This window comes from Flavobacterium cryophilum, from assembly GCF_048286555.1.
In the GTDB taxonomy this organism is placed as follows: Bacteria; Bacteroidota; Bacteroidia; order Flavobacteriales; family Flavobacteriaceae; genus Flavobacterium.
Map to the genome: position 1 here is coordinate 184,659 of NZ_JBLVPZ010000001.1, position 16,163 is coordinate 200,821.

A 16,163-nucleotide genomic window follows, 5' to 3' on the forward strand; every position below is an offset into this window, starting at 1 on the left:
AAGAAGCCGCAGAGGTCACTATTTAAAGTGACCCATTTATAACTCTTCTCACTCCTTCTTTTAGTAATTTAACATTAAAATTGATTAGTAATCCTAATCTGCAATCTGACAATCTCAAATACGTTAATAATTGAGCCAAATGAACATCTGTTAAAGCTTCAACAGACCTCAACAATAAACTTATCCTCAATAATTATATCAATTCTGTAACCAACATCCAGTTTCACTTCTTCATAAGTCAAGGGCAGTGCGTTTTGTTTTTCAACTTTTAAATCAAATTTTCTAAGCTCATAAAACAGGCATTCTTCGTAAGCACTTTCCAATAATCCGGGACCTAAAACCTTGTGAACTTTTAGCGCACTTTCAAATACAATTTTTGATATTTCGTTTTCAGTCATTTATTTTTTAAACTTAGTGTACTTAGCGTCTTCTTTGTGCCCTTTGTGGTCAAGCAATCTGTTTTTCTAAGTCTGAAATAATCAAAACGGCTTTGTCAAAATCCTGTTGAATAGCCACACTTGATGACGGTGCATATCGTGCCACTTCACAGTTCTCCGTAAGTGCAATAAAATCATTCACCGCTTCTGGATTAGCATTTCTTGACAACAACAATTCCTGAATATTATCCTTGCTCATTTCAGACGTTTCAATATGCAACTTGGCTTTCAAGAAATTGTGCATCGCTCTTTCAAGCGCAATGTAAAACAGTTCTTTGTTATTGATTTGTTTCTTGGCTTCTGATAAATATTTCTTAGCCAATCTATTATTCATTCGAATTCTGTTTCCGGAAATATCACCATCAATAGCTTCTTTTTTCTTTTTGAATAATACGATTAAAGGCAGCATTAAAAATGGGAAAAAGAACAATCCATAAAATAAAGTAGATCCAAAGAAATCTTTCTTATTAATCGTCAAAAGGTTGCTTTTCAACTTTATGAATTTAAATTCCTCTACTTTGTCTGTTGCATTCTTGTTTGCATCCGCACCAGAAGCTACTGTCGCATCAGTAGGCAAAGGACCATCGAGAACATTAATCATGATCTCTGGAGAACTTAGCGTTTTATAGGTTTTGGAACCCAAATCAAAATACGTGAATTTTAATGGTTTTATCGGGTAATTCCCTCTGTACTGCGGAACGATCGTATAACTGTCTGAAATTTTTCCGGCCATTCCTGACAGCGGTGTGTTGACCTGCTCGCTGTGAGCGGCGTCATACATTTCCAAGGCATTTGGCGCGATCGGTTTTGGTAAGCTGAATAACTTCAAATTTCCTTTTCCGGTTACACTTACCACTAAATCCAGACTTTCTCCGTTTTTTAAATTGGTTTTTGTTGGCGTCACTTTGAAATCAAAATTTCCAACTGCGCCTGAGAAGTCCTCTGGTTTTCCTGCTTCGGGAAGGGCCTTTACATTTATGGTTTTAGATCCAGCAGAAACTCGCTTCCTTCCTTGGGTGACAACCATTCGACCAAACATATCCCTGCGATTCGACGGTAATTCAACGTCAATATCTAATGCCAGCGGTTCAATGACTAACTTTCCTGATTTTTGAGGATATAAAACTATTTTTTTAAGCACAATAAAACGGTATTTCTCCCCTTTAAACATACCTTCTTCAGCAACAAACTGTTTTATATCAATATTTTGGCTCCAAAAATCGTTGTATTTTGGCTTATTAATTTCAGTAGAGTTTGTAATTCCGATATTGTTAAAATACAATTTATAAACCACCGTAATGGGCTCGTTGACATATGGATTTGTTTTAGAAATATCAGCAACCAAATAGAGATTTCCATCCGCAGAATTTTGAGGATCATTAGGATCTCCCGGCTGTTCCGTCGCTGCAGTAACATTTATTTTTATGGGCGATGTTTTATAAATTTGCCCATTATATTCTATAGCCGCTTGCTTGATAACCAATGTTCCTTTTTGATTTGGCAAAAGAAAATAAGAATATATTTTTTCAAAAGAACTTCTTCCATTGACCCAAGACTGACTTACCTGCTGACTTGGTCCTGCAATAATTCTAAATCCTTCAAAAGACGGTTGGACAAAATTATCCCCATCGACATTCATCATAAAATCGATGCGAAGTCTCTCGTTGATTCCTAGCGTAGCTTTACTGACTCTAGCCTCAAATTGTACTTGAGCGCTAAGTAAATTGCACACCATAAAAACAAGTACTGCTATAAATCTTTTCATTTTCAAATTGTCTAATTGAACTACCAATCTTTCTCTGTCTTAACTGGTTTTCCTTTTACTTTCTGGGCGTTCACTTTATCCTGCACCTTTTTTTCTTCTCTATTCACTGCATTCAATAAGTTCTCTAAACGTTCTTTAGAAATTCCTCCTGGAGCTGGTTTTGGCTCTCCATTTTCATTAGGCTTAGGCTCTTTATTTTGTTTGTCTTTATCTCCCTTATCGTCTTTTTTGTCGTTGTCTTTTTTATCCTTTTCTCCGTCTTTCTTATCGTCTTTTTTGTCTTTATCGCTCTTTTTGTCGTCTTTTTTATTGTCATCCTTTGGAGGATTTTCTTTCAGCATTTTTTTTGCCAACGCATAATTATAACGTGTTTCATCATCTGTTGGGTCATTTCTCAAAGCATTTTTGTACGCCTCAACTGCTTGCGTATAATCTTTTTCATTCATAAAAACATTTCCTAGATTATGAAAGGCCCTGTGTTTTTGCGGTCTTGTTTTGGAATTTTTCAATGCCTTAGCATACGCAAATTTTGCTTCCGAGGATTGTTTTTGCTTGTAAATAGTGTTCCCAAGATTGAAAGGTGCAGTGGCTTTATTTGGAAATTTTGAATCCGAAATTCTATAATTAGCTTCGGCATCTACAAATTTATTTTCGGCATATTCCTCGTTCGCTTTGGGCAATATTCTATCTTTCTGTTGGGCGTTTGCACCAAAAGAAAAAAGCAATACCAGATATAAAATTATGTTTTTCATTGTGTTTTTAAATGTAAGTGTCAAAGTATCCGAGTATTTTTGTTCCAATAATGGAGCCAATGCAATACGTTACTTTTTAAACTTTTTTATTCTCGTTAAATAAATTCAATTTGTTTACCCAACTTGTTTTTCTTTCCAAAAGGAAAATATCCAGAAATAAGAAAACAAAAGCAAAACCTAAAAACCATTGAAATTGCGATTGAAAATCAGCCATTTCTGTCGCTTCAAATTCTGTTTTTTGAATGTTATTCAATGCGTTCTTAATATATTCAAGCACCTCTTTAGTGTTATTTCCATTTACATAACCGCCTTTGGTTGCTTTGGCAATCGCTGTCAGGCTTTGTGGAACTAATTTTGTTATAACCACTTCATTATTGTTATCTCTTTTAAAACCTTCGACAATTCCATTTTTTTTCAATGGAATAGTTCCTCCTTTTTCAGTTCCAACACCTATTGTAATGATTTTTATTCCAAGTTTATTTGCCTCTTCTGCGGCTTCTTCTGCACCTTCATTATGGTCTTCCCCATCAGAAATCATAATGAGCAGCTTACTTGTTTTTTTATCATCAAAATACGTTGACGATAATTTGATTGCGTCGTTAAATGATGTTCCTACGGAGGAAACCATATCTGTATTCATGCTTTGCAAAAACATTTTTGCAACGCTGTAATCCGTAGTAATGGGCAGTACCGGGAAAGCGCTTCCTGCATACGCGACAATTCCTATCCTGTCGCTTCCAAGCTGGTTGATGATTTGCGAAACGATTTGCTTGCTTTTATCCAGACGGTTTGGCGCCACATCTTCTGCAAGCATACTTTTAGAGACATCTATTGCAAAAACAATGTCGATTCCTTCTCTCTTTACGGTTTCCATTTTAGTGCCAATTTTTGGATTTACCAATCCAAGAATTAATCCGGTCAATGCCAAAAGCAACACTCCTAATTTTAAAACTGGTTTAAAAACAGAACTTTCCGGGCTCAGTCTTTTCACCATCTCTAAATCCCCGAATTCGCGCTGTTTCTTTCTTTTCCAATATAAATTGACTAGAAAAACCAACACCAAAAGAGGCAGTACAAAAAGGAGGTATAAATATTTTTTTTCGTCTAATTCCATTTTTTTACTTTTAGTCACAGTTTTCAGTCGCAGTTTTCAGTTTGCGACTGAAAACTGCGACTGTCATTATATAAAGCTTTTAAAAACTGTATTTCGCAATCCTAATTCCAGCAATAATAAAAAACCGGCAAACCATATAAAAGGTCTGAATTTTTCATCATAATCATAAAATTTTAATTCTTCGATTTCGGTAGTCTCTAATTTATTGATGGAGGCGTAAATCTCCGCTAATTTGCTGTTGCTTGATGCTCTAAAATATTTCCCATCGGTCTTTCTAGCAATGCTTTTCATCAATTGCTCATCAATCTCCACCTTCATCATTTGGAATAAAAACTGACCATTTGCACCAATTGCATAAGGAGACATTGCCATTCCATTTGTTCCTATTCCTATTGTATATACTTTTATTCCGTATTGTTTTGCAATGTCCGAAGCGGTTTCGGGCTCAATAAATCCGGCATTATTTACTCCATCCGTCATTAATATCACCACTTTGCTCTTCGCCTTACTATCTTTTAACCTATTTACTGCGGTGGCTAATCCCATTCCAATTCCTGTTCCGTCTTGTAAAACCGTATCGTATTTTATGCTTCCTATTGCATCAAGAATAACAGCTTTGTCGCTGGTTACCGGTGTTTTTGTGTACGCTTCCGAGGCATACACTACAAGTCCAATCCTGTCGTTTGGTCGTTCGTCAACAAAATCAGCGGCAACTCTTTTTAGGGCTTCCATTCTATTTGGTTTCAAATCTTTGGCTAGCATACTTCCTGAAACGTCTATTGCCATAACAATATCAATTCCTTTTGTAGTTTTTGTTTTATTACTGACATCAACCGTTCTTGGTCTTGCCATGGCTATAATCAAAGAACACAATGCTAAAATCCGAAACACATTCAACATCGGCTTTAGCTTTGTCAAATACGAAGTAGAACCTTTAAATCCTTGCAATGAACTTATTTTTAAGGTCGCTGATTGATGGTTCTTTTTTCGCAACAACCAAACAATCGCCACTGGAATCAACAGAAACAACCAAAAAAATTCTGGGTTTAAAAAAGTTATTTTCTCCATTATTTATTTGCTTGTTTTAATTCGACAGAGTTCAAAACTCGTTCTGATATTTCATTTGAATAGGTATCCCCTTCTTCGTGAAAAAGTAAAATCTGCTGCAATCCGCCTTCTTGACTGAACAATATTGCTTCATAGTACATTTTTACACTTGACTTGCTGTCCCCATTAATTTGCGAAAAAGTGCCATACGCTTTAATTCCTTTAACACCTTCTTTAGTTTCAAATTCTTCCTGTTTTACAATCATGTTTTGAGCTCCTTGAGCTTCGAGTGATTGTAAAGCTCCATCCATAGATTTAGCCAAATCTATTTGTGTTTCCTGTTTAAATTTTAACGTAGAAACCATCAGATAAAAACGATCTAAAACACTTCCATAGGCAAAAGATTGCATTTCTTTAATTAAAGCCATTCCATCTTTAGGGAGTGTTTTAGTCAAATCTACTCTCTTAAGCACTTTTGGTGTTTCTATGATAATTCCAGGATTTCCATACTCGCTTTTTACCCATTCGCCTTCCAATAATTCTTTGGTCGGATGGCCTATAACATTATCTTTTACATAACTAAATCCTTTGGTAACAATGAAAAAAGTTGTGGTCGCTGCCAATAGAAAAATAACTGAAACCACCGCAGTGACAATGCGTTTGTTCCTTTGTTTGCGCAATAGAATTTGTATCTGTTTTTGTCTTTGCGCTTCATTCAACAACACATCTTCCTCGACTGGTATTTCCACAGGAATTGAACTGTCAAGTGTCAAGATGGCTTTTTGAATCTTATTTCGGTCTTCGGTAATTTCGAAATCCAATGGTTTTGATTTAGCAAATTTCACTAAATCGGCTTGTTTTAAAACACGCTCCAGATTTTCGATGATTTCCTGCGAAAGTGTCATTTTCTTTTTAACAGAAGCCGCTCTAAGTCCTTGAATCAATTCTGAAGTAGTGCTCTCCATTGCTGGTATTTCTATTGCTTCTTCAATATAATTTCTAGCAATATCCGTTAACTCGCTGTAATAGGCTTTGACTTCTCCCTTTTGCCAAAGTTCTTTTTTCTCTAATGTGTCTAGCAAGCTGGTCGCTTTCTCAATAGGGGTTTTATAAATTTCTTGACGTAATTTCTTTTCTTGACGTAATTTTATGAACCAATAAATAAACGCTCCAATGCCAAGAATCAATGCGACAATCAACAGGTATTTCCACCAGTCTCCAATCAGGTTGTCCGCTGGAGCAATGTCCTTGATATCGAACATTTTTTGTTTTAATGTATCCACTTGAACATTCGCTACTTCAACCAAAAGCGAATCGGTCATAAACGGTTTGCTGTTGATAAAAATATTGATACTTGGAACAACATATCTACCGGAATCAAATTGGGTTAAACCGTATTTTTTGATTAATTCATATTGACCATCGATCTTGACGGTATCAATAGGATAGGACTGAATCACCTCTAAAGCGCCTAAATTTTTTAATTTTGGGAAAATTACTTTAGACGAAGTATCAACGGTGGTTTTTATGGATAGTTTAAATTCGGCACCAATTTTATTTTTAATCGTGTCAATACTAGTGACTACTTGCTTTTGTTGTGCAAAAACAGCCGTGGAAAGCAGCAATAATAGTAGGTAAAGTCTAATTTTCATTTTTATATTAAATATTTTTTCCTCTCCCCAACCCTCTCCAAAAGAGAGGGAGCCGAGTCGTGAAAATTATAATCCTCTTTCAACTCCTCCCCTTTGGGGAGGCTGGGAGGGGATTTATCTCGATTTAAAATAACTCAGCAGTTTTGTCACATAACTTTCGTCAACTCTAGTATTTACCACACCTGAACCTGATTTGCTAAATGTCTCTTTAAAATAATTTACTTTGTCGTGGTACTGCTTTTCATACTTCATTCGCACTGATTTCGAACCCGTATTTATCAATTCAATTGCTCCAGTTTCGGCATCAAGCATCGAAACCATGCCTAAATCCGGCATTTTTTCTTCTCGAATGTCGTATACGCGAATGCCTGTTATATCGTGTTTTTTGGATGCGATTTTCAATGTTTGTTCATAATCTTCTGAAATAAAATCAGAAATTACAAATACAATTGCTTTCTTTTTTTGGGTTCCCGATAAAAATTTCAGAGCTTGAGCAATATCTGTTTTTCGACTTTTAGGCTGAAATTCGATCAATTCTCGAATGATTCTCAACACGTGTGATCTCCCTTTTTTAGGAGGAATATACAATTCGATGTCATCCGAAAACAAAATCAAACCTATTTTATCATTGTTTTGAGTCGCCGAAAAAGCCATCGTTGCCGCAATCTCCGTAACAATGTCCTTCTTGAACTGATTTTTCGACCCAAAACTTTCTGAACCCGAAATATCCACCATTAACATCATCGTCAATTCACGTTCTTCCTCAAAAACTTTTACGTGTGCTTCGTTGTACCGTGCCGTTACATTCCAGTCAATCGCACGAATATCATCTCCGTACTGGTATTGACGCACTTCGCTAAACGTCATTCCACGTCCTTTAAAAGACGTATGATACTCTCCCGAGAAGATATGATCGCTCAATCTTCGGGTTTTGATTTCTATTTTTCGTACTTTTTTTAAGAGGTCTTTTGTATCCATTTTTTTTAGTTTTCAGTCGCAGTTTTCAGTCGCAGTTAACAAGACACAGCCTGTAAACTGGGACTGAAAACTGAAAACTAATTTTTAAGGTACTTCTACTTCGTTTACGATTTTGTTAATGATATCCACTGAAGTAATATTTTCGGCTTCGGCTTCATAGGTAACTCCAATTCTGTGACGCAGCACATCATGAACTACAGCACGCACATCTTCCGGAATTACATACCCGCGACGTTTGATAAAAGCGTAACATTTTGCGGCATTCGCTAAATTAATACTTCCACGTGGCGACGCTCCAAAACTAATCAATGGTTTCAAATCAGCTAATTTGTACTGCTCTGGATACCTGGTGGCAAAAATAATATCAAGTATGTATTTTTCTATTTTTTCATCCATATAAACCTCACGAACTGCTTCTTGCGCGCGTAAAATTTGTTCAACGGAAACTACAGCATTTACTTTTTCGTAACTTCCTTTTAAGTTTTGACGAATCACTAAACGCTCGTCTTCCATTTTGGGGTAATCGATAACCGTTTTTAGCATGAAACGATCGACTTGGGCTTCAGGCAATTGGTAGGTTCCTTCTTGTTCGATTGGATTTTGAGTAGCCAAAACCAGGAATGGTCGATCTAACTTGAAAGTAGTATCACCAATAGTCACTTGTTTTTCCTGCATGGCCTCCAGTAAGGCCGATTGTACTTTAGCAGGCGCACGGTTAATCTCATCGGCAAGGACGAAATTAGCGAAAATTGGTCCCTTTTTTATCGAAAATTCATTTTGTTTAATGTTGTAAATCATAGTTCCCACAACATCAGCTGGTAATAAATCCGGTGTAAATTGTATCCTGCTGAAAGAGCCGTGTATCGCTTGTGAAAGGGTATTTATTGCTAGGGTTTTAGCTAATCCCGGAACTCCTTCTAACAAAATATGTCCTTGACCTAAAAGTCCAATTAACAAACGCTCCACCATGTGCTTTTGACCTACGATGACCTTATTCATTTCCATTGAGAGAAGGTCTATAAAAGCACTCTCTCTTTCAATTTTTTCATTGATTGCTCTAATGTCTAAAGTCGCTGTATTTTCTTCCATTTTATAAATTTTAAAACCTTGAATTTAATGCCGTCGTTTTGATGGTGCAAATTGAATTTTTTTTTAGAAGTAAGATGTTAAAAAATGGTTAAAACTTCGACAAAAGCCTTAATTTTAAGGATGAATTATGATACAATTTTTATATTTTTAAGAACTTTGAAAAATATACTTTGAAATCGAAGAATTATGAATTTCAATAAAAAACAAAAACGATGAATAAAACAAAATTATCACCTATCGTAGCAGGTGTGATGAATTGGGGAATCTGGGATAAAAATCTCAGTACCAAAGAAATGGAAAACATGATTAATGTGTGCTTGGAAAACAAAATTACGACGTTTGATCATGCCGATATATACGGTGATTATACAACCGAATTTGATTTTGGAAAAGCTTTTGACTCCAGTAAAATTGACAGAGAAAAAATACAATTAATATCCAAATGTGGCATTCAGATGGTGACCGAAAACCGAGTTAACACTATAAAACATTATGAATACTCCAAAGATTATATCATTTGGTCTGTTGAAAATTCACTAAAAAATCTGCATACTGATTATCTGGATGTGCTTTTATTGCATAGACCCAGCCCTTTAATGCAGGTAGATGAAATTGCCGAAGCCGTTTTAAAACTAAAATCAGATGGTAAAATTATTGATTTTGGACTTTCTAATTTCACGGCTACACAAACCGAATTGATTCGTCAAAAAACAGCAGTTTTGTACAATCAGGTGCAGTTTTCAGCTACCAATTTTGAGCCTATGGTAAATGGAAGTTTTGATTACATGCAAACCAATAACATTCGTCCGATGTCCTGGAATCCACTTGGGATCGTTTTTAGACAAGATATTCCACAAACCAGACGTTTGAAACAATTACTGGCGACCTTAGTTTCAAAATATCATTTTGGTTCTGATACCATATTGCTTTCCTGGATTTTAAAACATCCTGCAAAAGTGATTCCTATTGCGGGAACGGTAAATGTGGCCCGAATTCAATCCCTAATGAAAGCTGTCGAATTAGAATTAGACAAAGAAGATTGGTTTGCGATTTGGTCCGCTAGCATGGGAAATGACGTAGCCTAAAATTAGTGTTCCGTTCAAAAATTTAGACTTTAAAACAGAAAAAACTCATGACAAAGACAGCCTTAGTAACCGGAGCCACCAGTGGCATTGGTAAAGCAACAGCCCAAATATTAGCTAAAAATAATTATAAAATTATTCTTTGCGGACGCCGCGAGGATCGATTAATAGCGCTTGAAAAAGAACTTTCGGAATTTACCGAAATTCACAGTTTATCTTTTGATGTTCGGGATAAAAAAGCGGTTTTTGAAAGCATCAATTCCTTGCCGGAAGCCTTTTCTAAAATTGATATTTTGATTAATAATGCTGGAAATGCACATGGTTTAGACTCCATACAAAACGGAGATTTAGACGATTGGGATGCGATGATCGATATTAATGTAAAAGGGCTTTTATATGTTTCGAAAGCTATAATGCCGCAAATGATCGAACGCAAATCGGGTCACATCATCAACATTGGTTCCATCGCAGGGAAAGAAGTATATCCAAACGGAAACGTCTATTGTGCCACAAAACACGCTGTTGACGCGTTGAACAAAGCCATGCGCATGGACTTAAATCCTTACGGAATTCGAGTGGGTGCCATTCATCCTGGAATGGTGGAAACGGAGTTCAGCGAGGTACGTTTTAAAGGCGATACCGAAAGAGCTGACAATGTGTATAAAGGTTTTCAGCCATTGCTTCCAGAGGACATTGCTGACATTATTCACTTTGTTGTTTCTAGACCTTATCATGTTAATATCGCTGATTTAATGGTGTTACCAACGGCACAAGCTGCTGCTACTATTTTAAAAAGAGATTAATTATTTTTTATTTCTATTATTATTTATAAAACCTTCGAATATGGCGAATTACAATTCTTTCGAAGAAATGGGAATAAACGATAATCTTAACGGGTACAAAAAATTTAACCGCTAATTCGCAGATTATAAAATTAATTGAAAAATCTGCGAATTAGCGGTAGTTTATTTTCAAAAGTTCTGATCGAAAAGGGTCAAAATATGATTAACAAACGTGCCTTAATAACAATAAAAAATAGAAATAAAAAATAAATAGCAATGATCAACAAACGCATTCTTATTAAAAATCTGCTCGCTCACAATGATGAGAGCAGTTTTTATGATAAAAAGCGTCAGTTGAATTTGCATACACGAGAAGGAAAAGCCAAGTTCCTCAAACACATTTGTGCGCTGTCCAATTCAAATCCTACCAATAATTCCTATATCGTTGTGGGTGTTGAAGATCAGGATAACACAATCGTGGGTGATGATTTCTTTGACGACAGCAGGATTCAAAACTTAGTGAATGCCTATCTCGAGAATCCTCCCAAAATTCAATACGAAAATGTGCCTTTTCCAAATTTGCCAAAAGACAAAGTTATTGGACTGGTAACGGTCAAGCCCAAAAACAAAACCTCGCATTTCAAAAAAGGAATTCATACCATCCCTGCCAACAGCGTTTTTATGCGACGAGGAAGTAATACGATGCCAGTTGAGGGCGAAATCGAAAAGAATTATCAAAATACTGAAACCGTTATTGGCATTGAAAACAACTCCAGAAACAGTATCGAATACACACTCGATGGCGTAATTGATTTCATGAATTTTCGCCACAAGGATATGGCGCCAAAGTACAAAGTATTCAAGGAATTATTTGTGATTTGCTGGGCAGGAATTGCCAAGAAATCCCGCGACAAAACCTATTTGTCCCGCGTAGATATTGAATTAATAAATGAGCAAATCAAACTATTTTATTCGGCTCAGGATGTCGTTGAAATTATTTTCGACGAAGATACTTTTACGATTATTGAATACGTTCCTTTGGGTTTGAACGACAAAACAAGCTATTATCCTTTAGAAAAACAGACCATTCATTTTCATGATAATGGCTACTACAAAATAGAACGAGAGATACTTTTTCAACCGCCAGAATTCAACAAAAAAATGTTATTCCATATTTACAATGCCAATATTGCTTTGTTAAAAAAACTCCAAAAAGGACTATCGTTAACTGAAAGAGAGCACAAAGATTTAGAAAACCTGCCTTCCACCTTCATGATCTGTTACCTCAACGGTTTTGAAGAAGCCAAACAAAAACTGATTGATGCAAAAGAGCTTTTGAAACCTTTCAACCACGTGTATTTATCGTTCAAAGAAGCGTTGCGAATTTTGAGGAAAATGAAATATGATGTGCAGTAGGTAACCTTTACAAAAATCTTTTTTCAAAGCTAATTAAGAATTCAAAGCAAAAAAAAGCGGTTTTAGGATTGAGCAAAAACCGCTTTTAAAACTATTTTATTCTCTAATTTTTAATGATTTTAAGCGTCATCATTTTGTCTTTTACCTGCGCTTTAATAACATAAATCCCAGCTTTCAAATTAGATAAATTAATTTGGTTAGTTGTATTTGTCTTGAATACCATACTTCCGTAAATATCGTAAACTGAAACTTTAACCTTATTTGTATCCTCCGGAACATTTATTATCTCGTATAAATCATTGCTTATTTTACTTATTGAGGGCTGAGAATAACCTATACGACTATCCGCATATCCTGACATCAAAACTACGGGATAACTTGTAGTGCCACAACTATTTGTTAGAGATACATTTATAGTTATACTCGAATTATTATTGGGAAACAATACTGTTCCGTAAAAACCATCACCGCTAAAATAAACATCGCCTCCTTCCTGGGCTATTTTATTCCACGAAATTGCATTAATATCCACCCCTTGTTCATCTAGAGCAGCACTACCATAATCCGGTGATAATGATAAATCTATAAACAAATCACGTGGCACATAATTTATTTGAAACATCGGTTTACCAATAGTCAGCGTTTTGGTAAGTGTTTTTTGCTGTCAACAAGCATTCGTTATTGCAGCAATTAAATTAAATGTCCCTTGCGTAGCAACTGGATTTACAGTTACTTGACTGCCGGAAACAGGGGTAACCGTCGCAATTGAAGCATTTGATGTACTCCAACTAATAGCAGAGGCCATTACCAAAATCAGATACGCTATAAACAGCCGAAGTAGATGGGCAAATCGCGTTATTTCCTGTTATTGATAACGAGTTTGTAAAAGGAGCTAAACTAACTGTAATCATTTTTTGCGCTTGTGTAACACCATTCAAAACAGGCCAAACATAAATATTTGAAGGTGAGAATGAATTTGGGACTAAATTAACAGTATTGGTTGTCGTAATGAACGTATTAACAGCAACACCATCCTTTTTCCATCCAGAAACACTCCAATAATAAGACAAAGTACCCGGAGAATTATATACATTATTCACAGTAAATGTTACAGGAGCTGTTGAACTACATGGAATACTTACACTTGCTGGTGAAATTGTAAATGTTGGCGTTGGGGTTTTCTTTAATGGATATTCACAACTGCTAGTTTTCACACTGCTATCAGTTGTACATTCAATTAAAATACTACTGCCTGAAACCTGGATTTCACTTTCCGAAATATTACAGGTGATTGTTCCAATAAATTCAGTATTATTATTTGCCCAACTTCCCGATTGAATAATAACATTCGCTCTTTGAGAACCAGAAGTAGAAGTAGAAGTAGAATATTTGAGCAAAATTTTTAAATTACAATTTCCAATAGCTTGAGAAGAAGGCTTTGTCAATTTAAAATGAACCGTTAAATTATTATTGGAAACTGAACCAAAATCAATTAATCCACAATTATTAACGGTGGTCTGATTGTTAACCAAAATATCTGTTATTGTTGTTGAAACTTTCGCAAAAGATTTACAAACACAAAATATTGTAAAAAATAGGAAAAAGCTTGATATTACGTTTCATAATGATTATTTTAAAAGTTATTTTTCTAAATGTATTTGAAATCCAAAAGCTATATTAAAATCATTTGAAGTATTGCGGTTGAATTTGCTTGAGCCGTAATTTAATGTTAATTCTAAACCAACACTACTATTGAAATAAATTACAGGACCAGCCTTGAACCTATAACTACTGCCATTGGCTGAATCAAATCCTTGTGTTTTTGAAATGAAATAATTGTAGTTTGCCTCTACTAAAACATTAACTCTTTGCTCATGTTTTAAAAAATAATACCTAACAAAAGGACCTCCACCAAAACCAGTATTTGAAGAGCCTCCAGATGGCTTACCATAATTAAAATTCCCATTAATTCCTGCGACAAATTTAGTAAGGAAAAAGTACCCTATATTAGGATATATCCTGATTCCATTACTACTGCCTAATGTTTGTCCGTTTTCATCTTTTACATTGGAATTAAAGAAACTTGCATCTCCTCCTACCATCCAGTTGCCTTTGATAATTTGAGCATTGGCTGCTGCAGTGAAAAAAAGTGTAGCGATAAAAAGTAATTTAATTGGTTTTATAATTGGTTTTAAATTTATAATTGTTAAAGGTCCGTTATTCTGGTTTTTTTGGTGGACTATTGACCTGCAATAGATTTCTTTCCATACCTTTATATTCTGGCTATTTCCAATAGCTTTTTGCAGCTACTAAATTTCAATAAATACGTACAACTTTTCCGAATAAAATGAATAAATATATGTTCTTTTTCTTTCTTTTTAATACCTTTTAAAATTATTGAGTATATCTTCTGGATTTAAATTCAAAAGGACTATCGTTAACTGAAAGAGAGCACAAAGATTTAGAAAACCTGCCTTCCACCTTCATGATCTGTTACCTCAACGGTTTTGAAGAAGCCAAACAAAAACTGATTGATACAAAAGTGCTTTTAAAACCTTTCAACCACGTGTATTTATCGTTTAAAGAAGCATTGCGGATTTTAAGAAAGATGAAATATGATGTGCAATGATTTTTGTTGAAAAAATTGTTTTCTCATGCCTTTATTTTGACAATTGGAATACCCTTTTTTGATCTTTAACAAAAATTGCTTTTGCTTTGGGAATCAATATTATATACTCATTAAAATCTCCATAGTATCTTGACAACTGCGAAATTTTAACTGACTTTCCATCTTTTATAAAAACCAAAAGATTAAAGCTATCAAACGAATTTTTACGAATTTAATTTTTTCTGGATTCGAATTAATTATTATCAGACTACGAAGCAAAATTAAAATTCAGCAGCAATAAAAATATTTTAGTTTTCATAAATTTTAAATAAAAGCCAACATTTCTTTTAAAACTTGACAGATTAGTTTAGCTAATAGCAGCGATAATGCGAGGAGTGCATCCATTTGTAAAATAATTTTGTTTTTGTAAAATTAATCTGAAAAAACCAATAAAACAATCACCTAAAACAGTGATATTTTGGCTTCCAATTAAAATACGATTTCGAAGAATTTCCAGCTCCAATTTTTAAAAAAATTATACCCTTCAAAATACAACTCCTTTTAATTTAGTTAAAAAAATAAGTTAAAAAGTATTACTTCATCACTCTTTTCCTTAATTTTATGACTTGTAAAATAGCATTTACGTCCCGTTATTTTCATACTAATAAAAGAACAACCAGTACATGAGAACACTTGTTATAGGCGACATCCACGGTGGTTTGCGAGCACTACACCAAATTATGGACAGAGCCAAAGTTACTAAAAGCGATACCCTGGTATTTCTGGGAGATTATGTTGATGGCTGGAGTCAATCCCCTCAGGTACTTGATTTTATAATTGATTTAAAAACCAAACAAAACTGTATTTGCATCCGCGGGAATCACGATGATTTATTGCTGGAATGGCTAGATAAAAGTAAAGACAATCTGCAATGGTATAAACATGGTGGAGAAGCAACTGTTGTGGCCTATGAGTCCGTCAGCGTAAAGACAAAGCAAAAGCATATTGAATTCTTAAAATCATTAGAAAATTTTTATTTGGACGAGCAACGTCGTCTGTTTGTTCATGCTGGTTTTACCAATATGAATGGTGTCGATTTTGAATATTTTCCCGGGCTTTTCTATTGGGACAGAACATTATGGGAAACGGCTTTGGCATTGGACAAGACTATGAAAAATGATGACGTTTTCTACCCAAAACGCTTTACTTTATATACCGAAATTTATATAGGTCATACTCCCGTAACCCGAATTGGGGAAACAATCCCAATACAAAAAGCAAATGTTTGGAATATAGATACCGGAGCAGCTTTTAAAGGACCATTGACTATTCTGGATGTTGACAGTAAGGAATTCTGGCAAAGCGAACCTTTAGACCAATTGTATTTTGACGAGAAAGGAAGAAATTAGATTTTATTGACCTACTTTTGCACCCACTTTAA

General features: G+C 35.0%; 14 protein-coding genes and 2 pseudogenes. 5 read left to right on the forward strand and 11 right to left on the reverse strand.

Annotated features, from left to right (window positions below):
• Window positions 1–22: 22 nt before the first annotated feature.
• From ACNQGJ_RS00875 to ACNQGJ_RS00910, 8 genes and pseudogenes are all read right to left on the reverse strand, one after another.
• Window positions 23–398: pseudogene (locus tag ACNQGJ_RS00875) on the reverse strand (GxxExxY protein).
• 49 nt (window positions 399–447) lie between these two features.
• The gene (locus ACNQGJ_RS00880) at window positions 448–2,202 is read right to left on the reverse strand and encodes a BatD family protein (protein WP_417971008.1); all 1,755 of its coding nucleotides are present in this window, start codon (window positions 2,200–2,202) and stop codon (window positions 448–450) included.
• 20 nt (window positions 2,203–2,222) lie between these two features.
• A complete protein-coding gene (locus ACNQGJ_RS00885; RefSeq protein ID WP_417971006.1) occupies window positions 2,223–2,954 on the reverse strand; it encodes a tetratricopeptide repeat protein in 732 nt (243 codons plus the stop codon).
• A gap of 76 nt (window positions 2,955–3,030) precedes the next feature.
• Window positions 3,031–4,068, reverse strand: a complete 1,038-nt coding sequence (locus tag ACNQGJ_RS00890) for a VWA domain-containing protein (RefSeq protein WP_417971004.1) — start codon at window positions 4,066–4,068, stop codon at window positions 3,031–3,033.
• Window positions 4,069–4,134: 66 nt separating this feature from the next.
• On the reverse strand, window positions 4,135–5,136 hold the full coding sequence (locus tag ACNQGJ_RS00895; protein ID WP_417971002.1) for a vWA domain-containing protein: 1,002 nt from the start codon (window positions 5,134–5,136) through the stop codon (window positions 4,135–4,137).
• Entirely contained in the window at window positions 5,136–6,767 is a 1,632-nt protein-coding gene (locus ACNQGJ_RS00900) for a hypothetical protein (protein ID WP_417971000.1), read from the reverse strand. Before ACNQGJ_RS00900 ends, ACNQGJ_RS00895 begins: the two co-directional genes overlap by 1 nt.
• Before the next feature lie 114 nt (window positions 6,768–6,881).
• Window positions 6,882–7,745, reverse strand: coding sequence for a DUF58 domain-containing protein (locus ACNQGJ_RS00905; protein WP_417970998.1), 864 nt, complete (start codon window positions 7,743–7,745; stop codon window positions 6,882–6,884).
• 84 nt (window positions 7,746–7,829) lie between these two features.
• The gene (locus ACNQGJ_RS00910; RefSeq protein WP_417970996.1) at window positions 7,830–8,834 is read right to left on the reverse strand and encodes an AAA family ATPase; all 1,005 of its coding nucleotides are present in this window, start codon (window positions 8,832–8,834) and stop codon (window positions 7,830–7,832) included.
• Window positions 8,835–9,046: 212 nt separating this feature from the next.
• Here ACNQGJ_RS00910 and ACNQGJ_RS00915 point away from each other — a divergent pair, with 212 nt between their 5' ends.
• The 3 genes from ACNQGJ_RS00915 (at window position 9,047) to ACNQGJ_RS00925 (ending at window position 12,114) form a co-directional block, all read left to right on the forward strand.
• On the forward strand, window positions 9,047–9,919 hold the full coding sequence (locus tag ACNQGJ_RS00915; RefSeq protein ID WP_417970994.1) for an aldo/keto reductase: 873 nt from the start codon (window positions 9,047–9,049) through the stop codon (window positions 9,917–9,919).
• Window positions 9,920–9,966: 47 nt separating this feature from the next.
• On the forward strand, window positions 9,967–10,719 hold the full coding sequence (locus ACNQGJ_RS00920; protein WP_417970992.1) for an SDR family NAD(P)-dependent oxidoreductase: 753 nt from the start codon (window positions 9,967–9,969) through the stop codon (window positions 10,717–10,719).
• 255 nt (window positions 10,720–10,974) lie between these two features.
• The gene (locus tag ACNQGJ_RS00925; RefSeq protein WP_417970990.1) at window positions 10,975–12,114 is read left to right on the forward strand and encodes an ATP-binding protein; all 1,140 of its coding nucleotides are present in this window, start codon (window positions 10,975–10,977) and stop codon (window positions 12,112–12,114) included.
• 103 nt (window positions 12,115–12,217) lie between these two features.
• Here ACNQGJ_RS00925 and ACNQGJ_RS00930 read toward each other — a convergent pair whose 3' ends face one another.
• The 3 genes from ACNQGJ_RS00930 to ACNQGJ_RS00940 all read right to left on the reverse strand — a co-directional run bounded on the left by ACNQGJ_RS00930 (window position 12,218) and on the right by ACNQGJ_RS00940 (window position 14,216).
• Window positions 12,218–12,736, reverse strand: coding sequence for a T9SS type A sorting domain-containing protein (locus tag ACNQGJ_RS00930; protein WP_417970988.1), 519 nt, complete (start codon window positions 12,734–12,736; stop codon window positions 12,218–12,220).
• A 166-nt stretch (window positions 12,737–12,902) separates the two neighbouring features.
• Window positions 12,903–13,646, reverse strand: coding sequence for a hypothetical protein (locus ACNQGJ_RS00935; RefSeq protein WP_417970986.1), 744 nt, complete (start codon window positions 13,644–13,646; stop codon window positions 12,903–12,905).
• A 108-nt stretch (window positions 13,647–13,754) separates the two neighbouring features.
• Complete coding sequence (locus tag ACNQGJ_RS00940) at window positions 13,755–14,216, reverse strand: hypothetical protein (protein WP_417970984.1); 462 nt, start codon at window positions 14,214–14,216, stop codon at window positions 13,755–13,757.
• Between the two features lie 323 nt (window positions 14,217–14,539).
• Between ACNQGJ_RS00940 and ACNQGJ_RS00945 the strand changes: the two are divergent.
• Both ACNQGJ_RS00945 and ACNQGJ_RS00950 read left to right on the forward strand, forming a co-directional pair.
• Window positions 14,540–14,743, forward strand: a pseudogene (locus ACNQGJ_RS00945) (DUF5929 domain-containing protein); the annotation flags it as partial.
• 662 nt (window positions 14,744–15,405) lie between these two features.
• Complete coding sequence (locus ACNQGJ_RS00950; RefSeq protein WP_417970982.1) at window positions 15,406–16,131, forward strand: metallophosphoesterase family protein; 726 nt, start codon at window positions 15,406–15,408, stop codon at window positions 16,129–16,131.
• Window positions 16,132–16,163: the final 32 nt, after the last annotated feature.

Coding starts and splice junctions, on each gene's coding strand:
- ACNQGJ_RS00880 (WP_417971008.1), bottom strand. CDS start 2,202: ATGAAAAGATTTATAGCAGTACTTGTTTTTATGGTGTGCAATTTACTT.
- ACNQGJ_RS00885 (WP_417971006.1), bottom strand. CDS start 2,954: ATGAAAAACATAATTTTATATCTGGTATTGCTTTTTTCTTTTGGTGCA.
- ACNQGJ_RS00890 (WP_417971004.1), bottom strand. CDS start 4,068: ATGGAATTAGACGAAAAAAAATATTTATACCTCCTTTTTGTACTGCCT.
- ACNQGJ_RS00895 (WP_417971002.1), bottom strand. CDS start 5,136: ATGGAGAAAATAACTTTTTTAAACCCAGAATTTTTTTGGTTGTTTCTG.
- ACNQGJ_RS00900 (WP_417971000.1), bottom strand. CDS start 6,767: ATGAAAATTAGACTTTACCTACTATTATTGCTGCTTTCCACGGCTGTT.
- ACNQGJ_RS00905 (WP_417970998.1), bottom strand. CDS start 7,745: ATGGATACAAAAGACCTCTTAAAAAAAGTACGAAAAATAGAAATCAAA.
- ACNQGJ_RS00910 (WP_417970996.1), bottom strand. CDS start 8,834: ATGGAAGAAAATACAGCGACTTTAGACATTAGAGCAATCAATGAAAAA.
- ACNQGJ_RS00915 (WP_417970994.1), top strand. CDS start 9,047: ATGAATAAAACAAAATTATCACCTATCGTAGCAGGTGTGATGAATTGG.
- ACNQGJ_RS00920 (WP_417970992.1), top strand. CDS start 9,967: ATGACAAAGACAGCCTTAGTAACCGGAGCCACCAGTGGCATTGGTAAA.
- ACNQGJ_RS00925 (WP_417970990.1), top strand. CDS start 10,975: ATGATCAACAAACGCATTCTTATTAAAAATCTGCTCGCTCACAATGAT.
- ACNQGJ_RS00930 (WP_417970988.1), bottom strand. CDS start 12,736: ATGTTTCAAATAAATTATGTGCCACGTGATTTGTTTATAGATTTATCA.
- ACNQGJ_RS00940 (WP_417970984.1), bottom strand. CDS start 14,216: ATGGTAGGAGGAGATGCAAGTTTCTTTAATTCCAATGTAAAAGATGAA.
- ACNQGJ_RS00950 (WP_417970982.1), top strand. CDS start 15,406: ATGAGAACACTTGTTATAGGCGACATCCACGGTGGTTTGCGAGCACTA.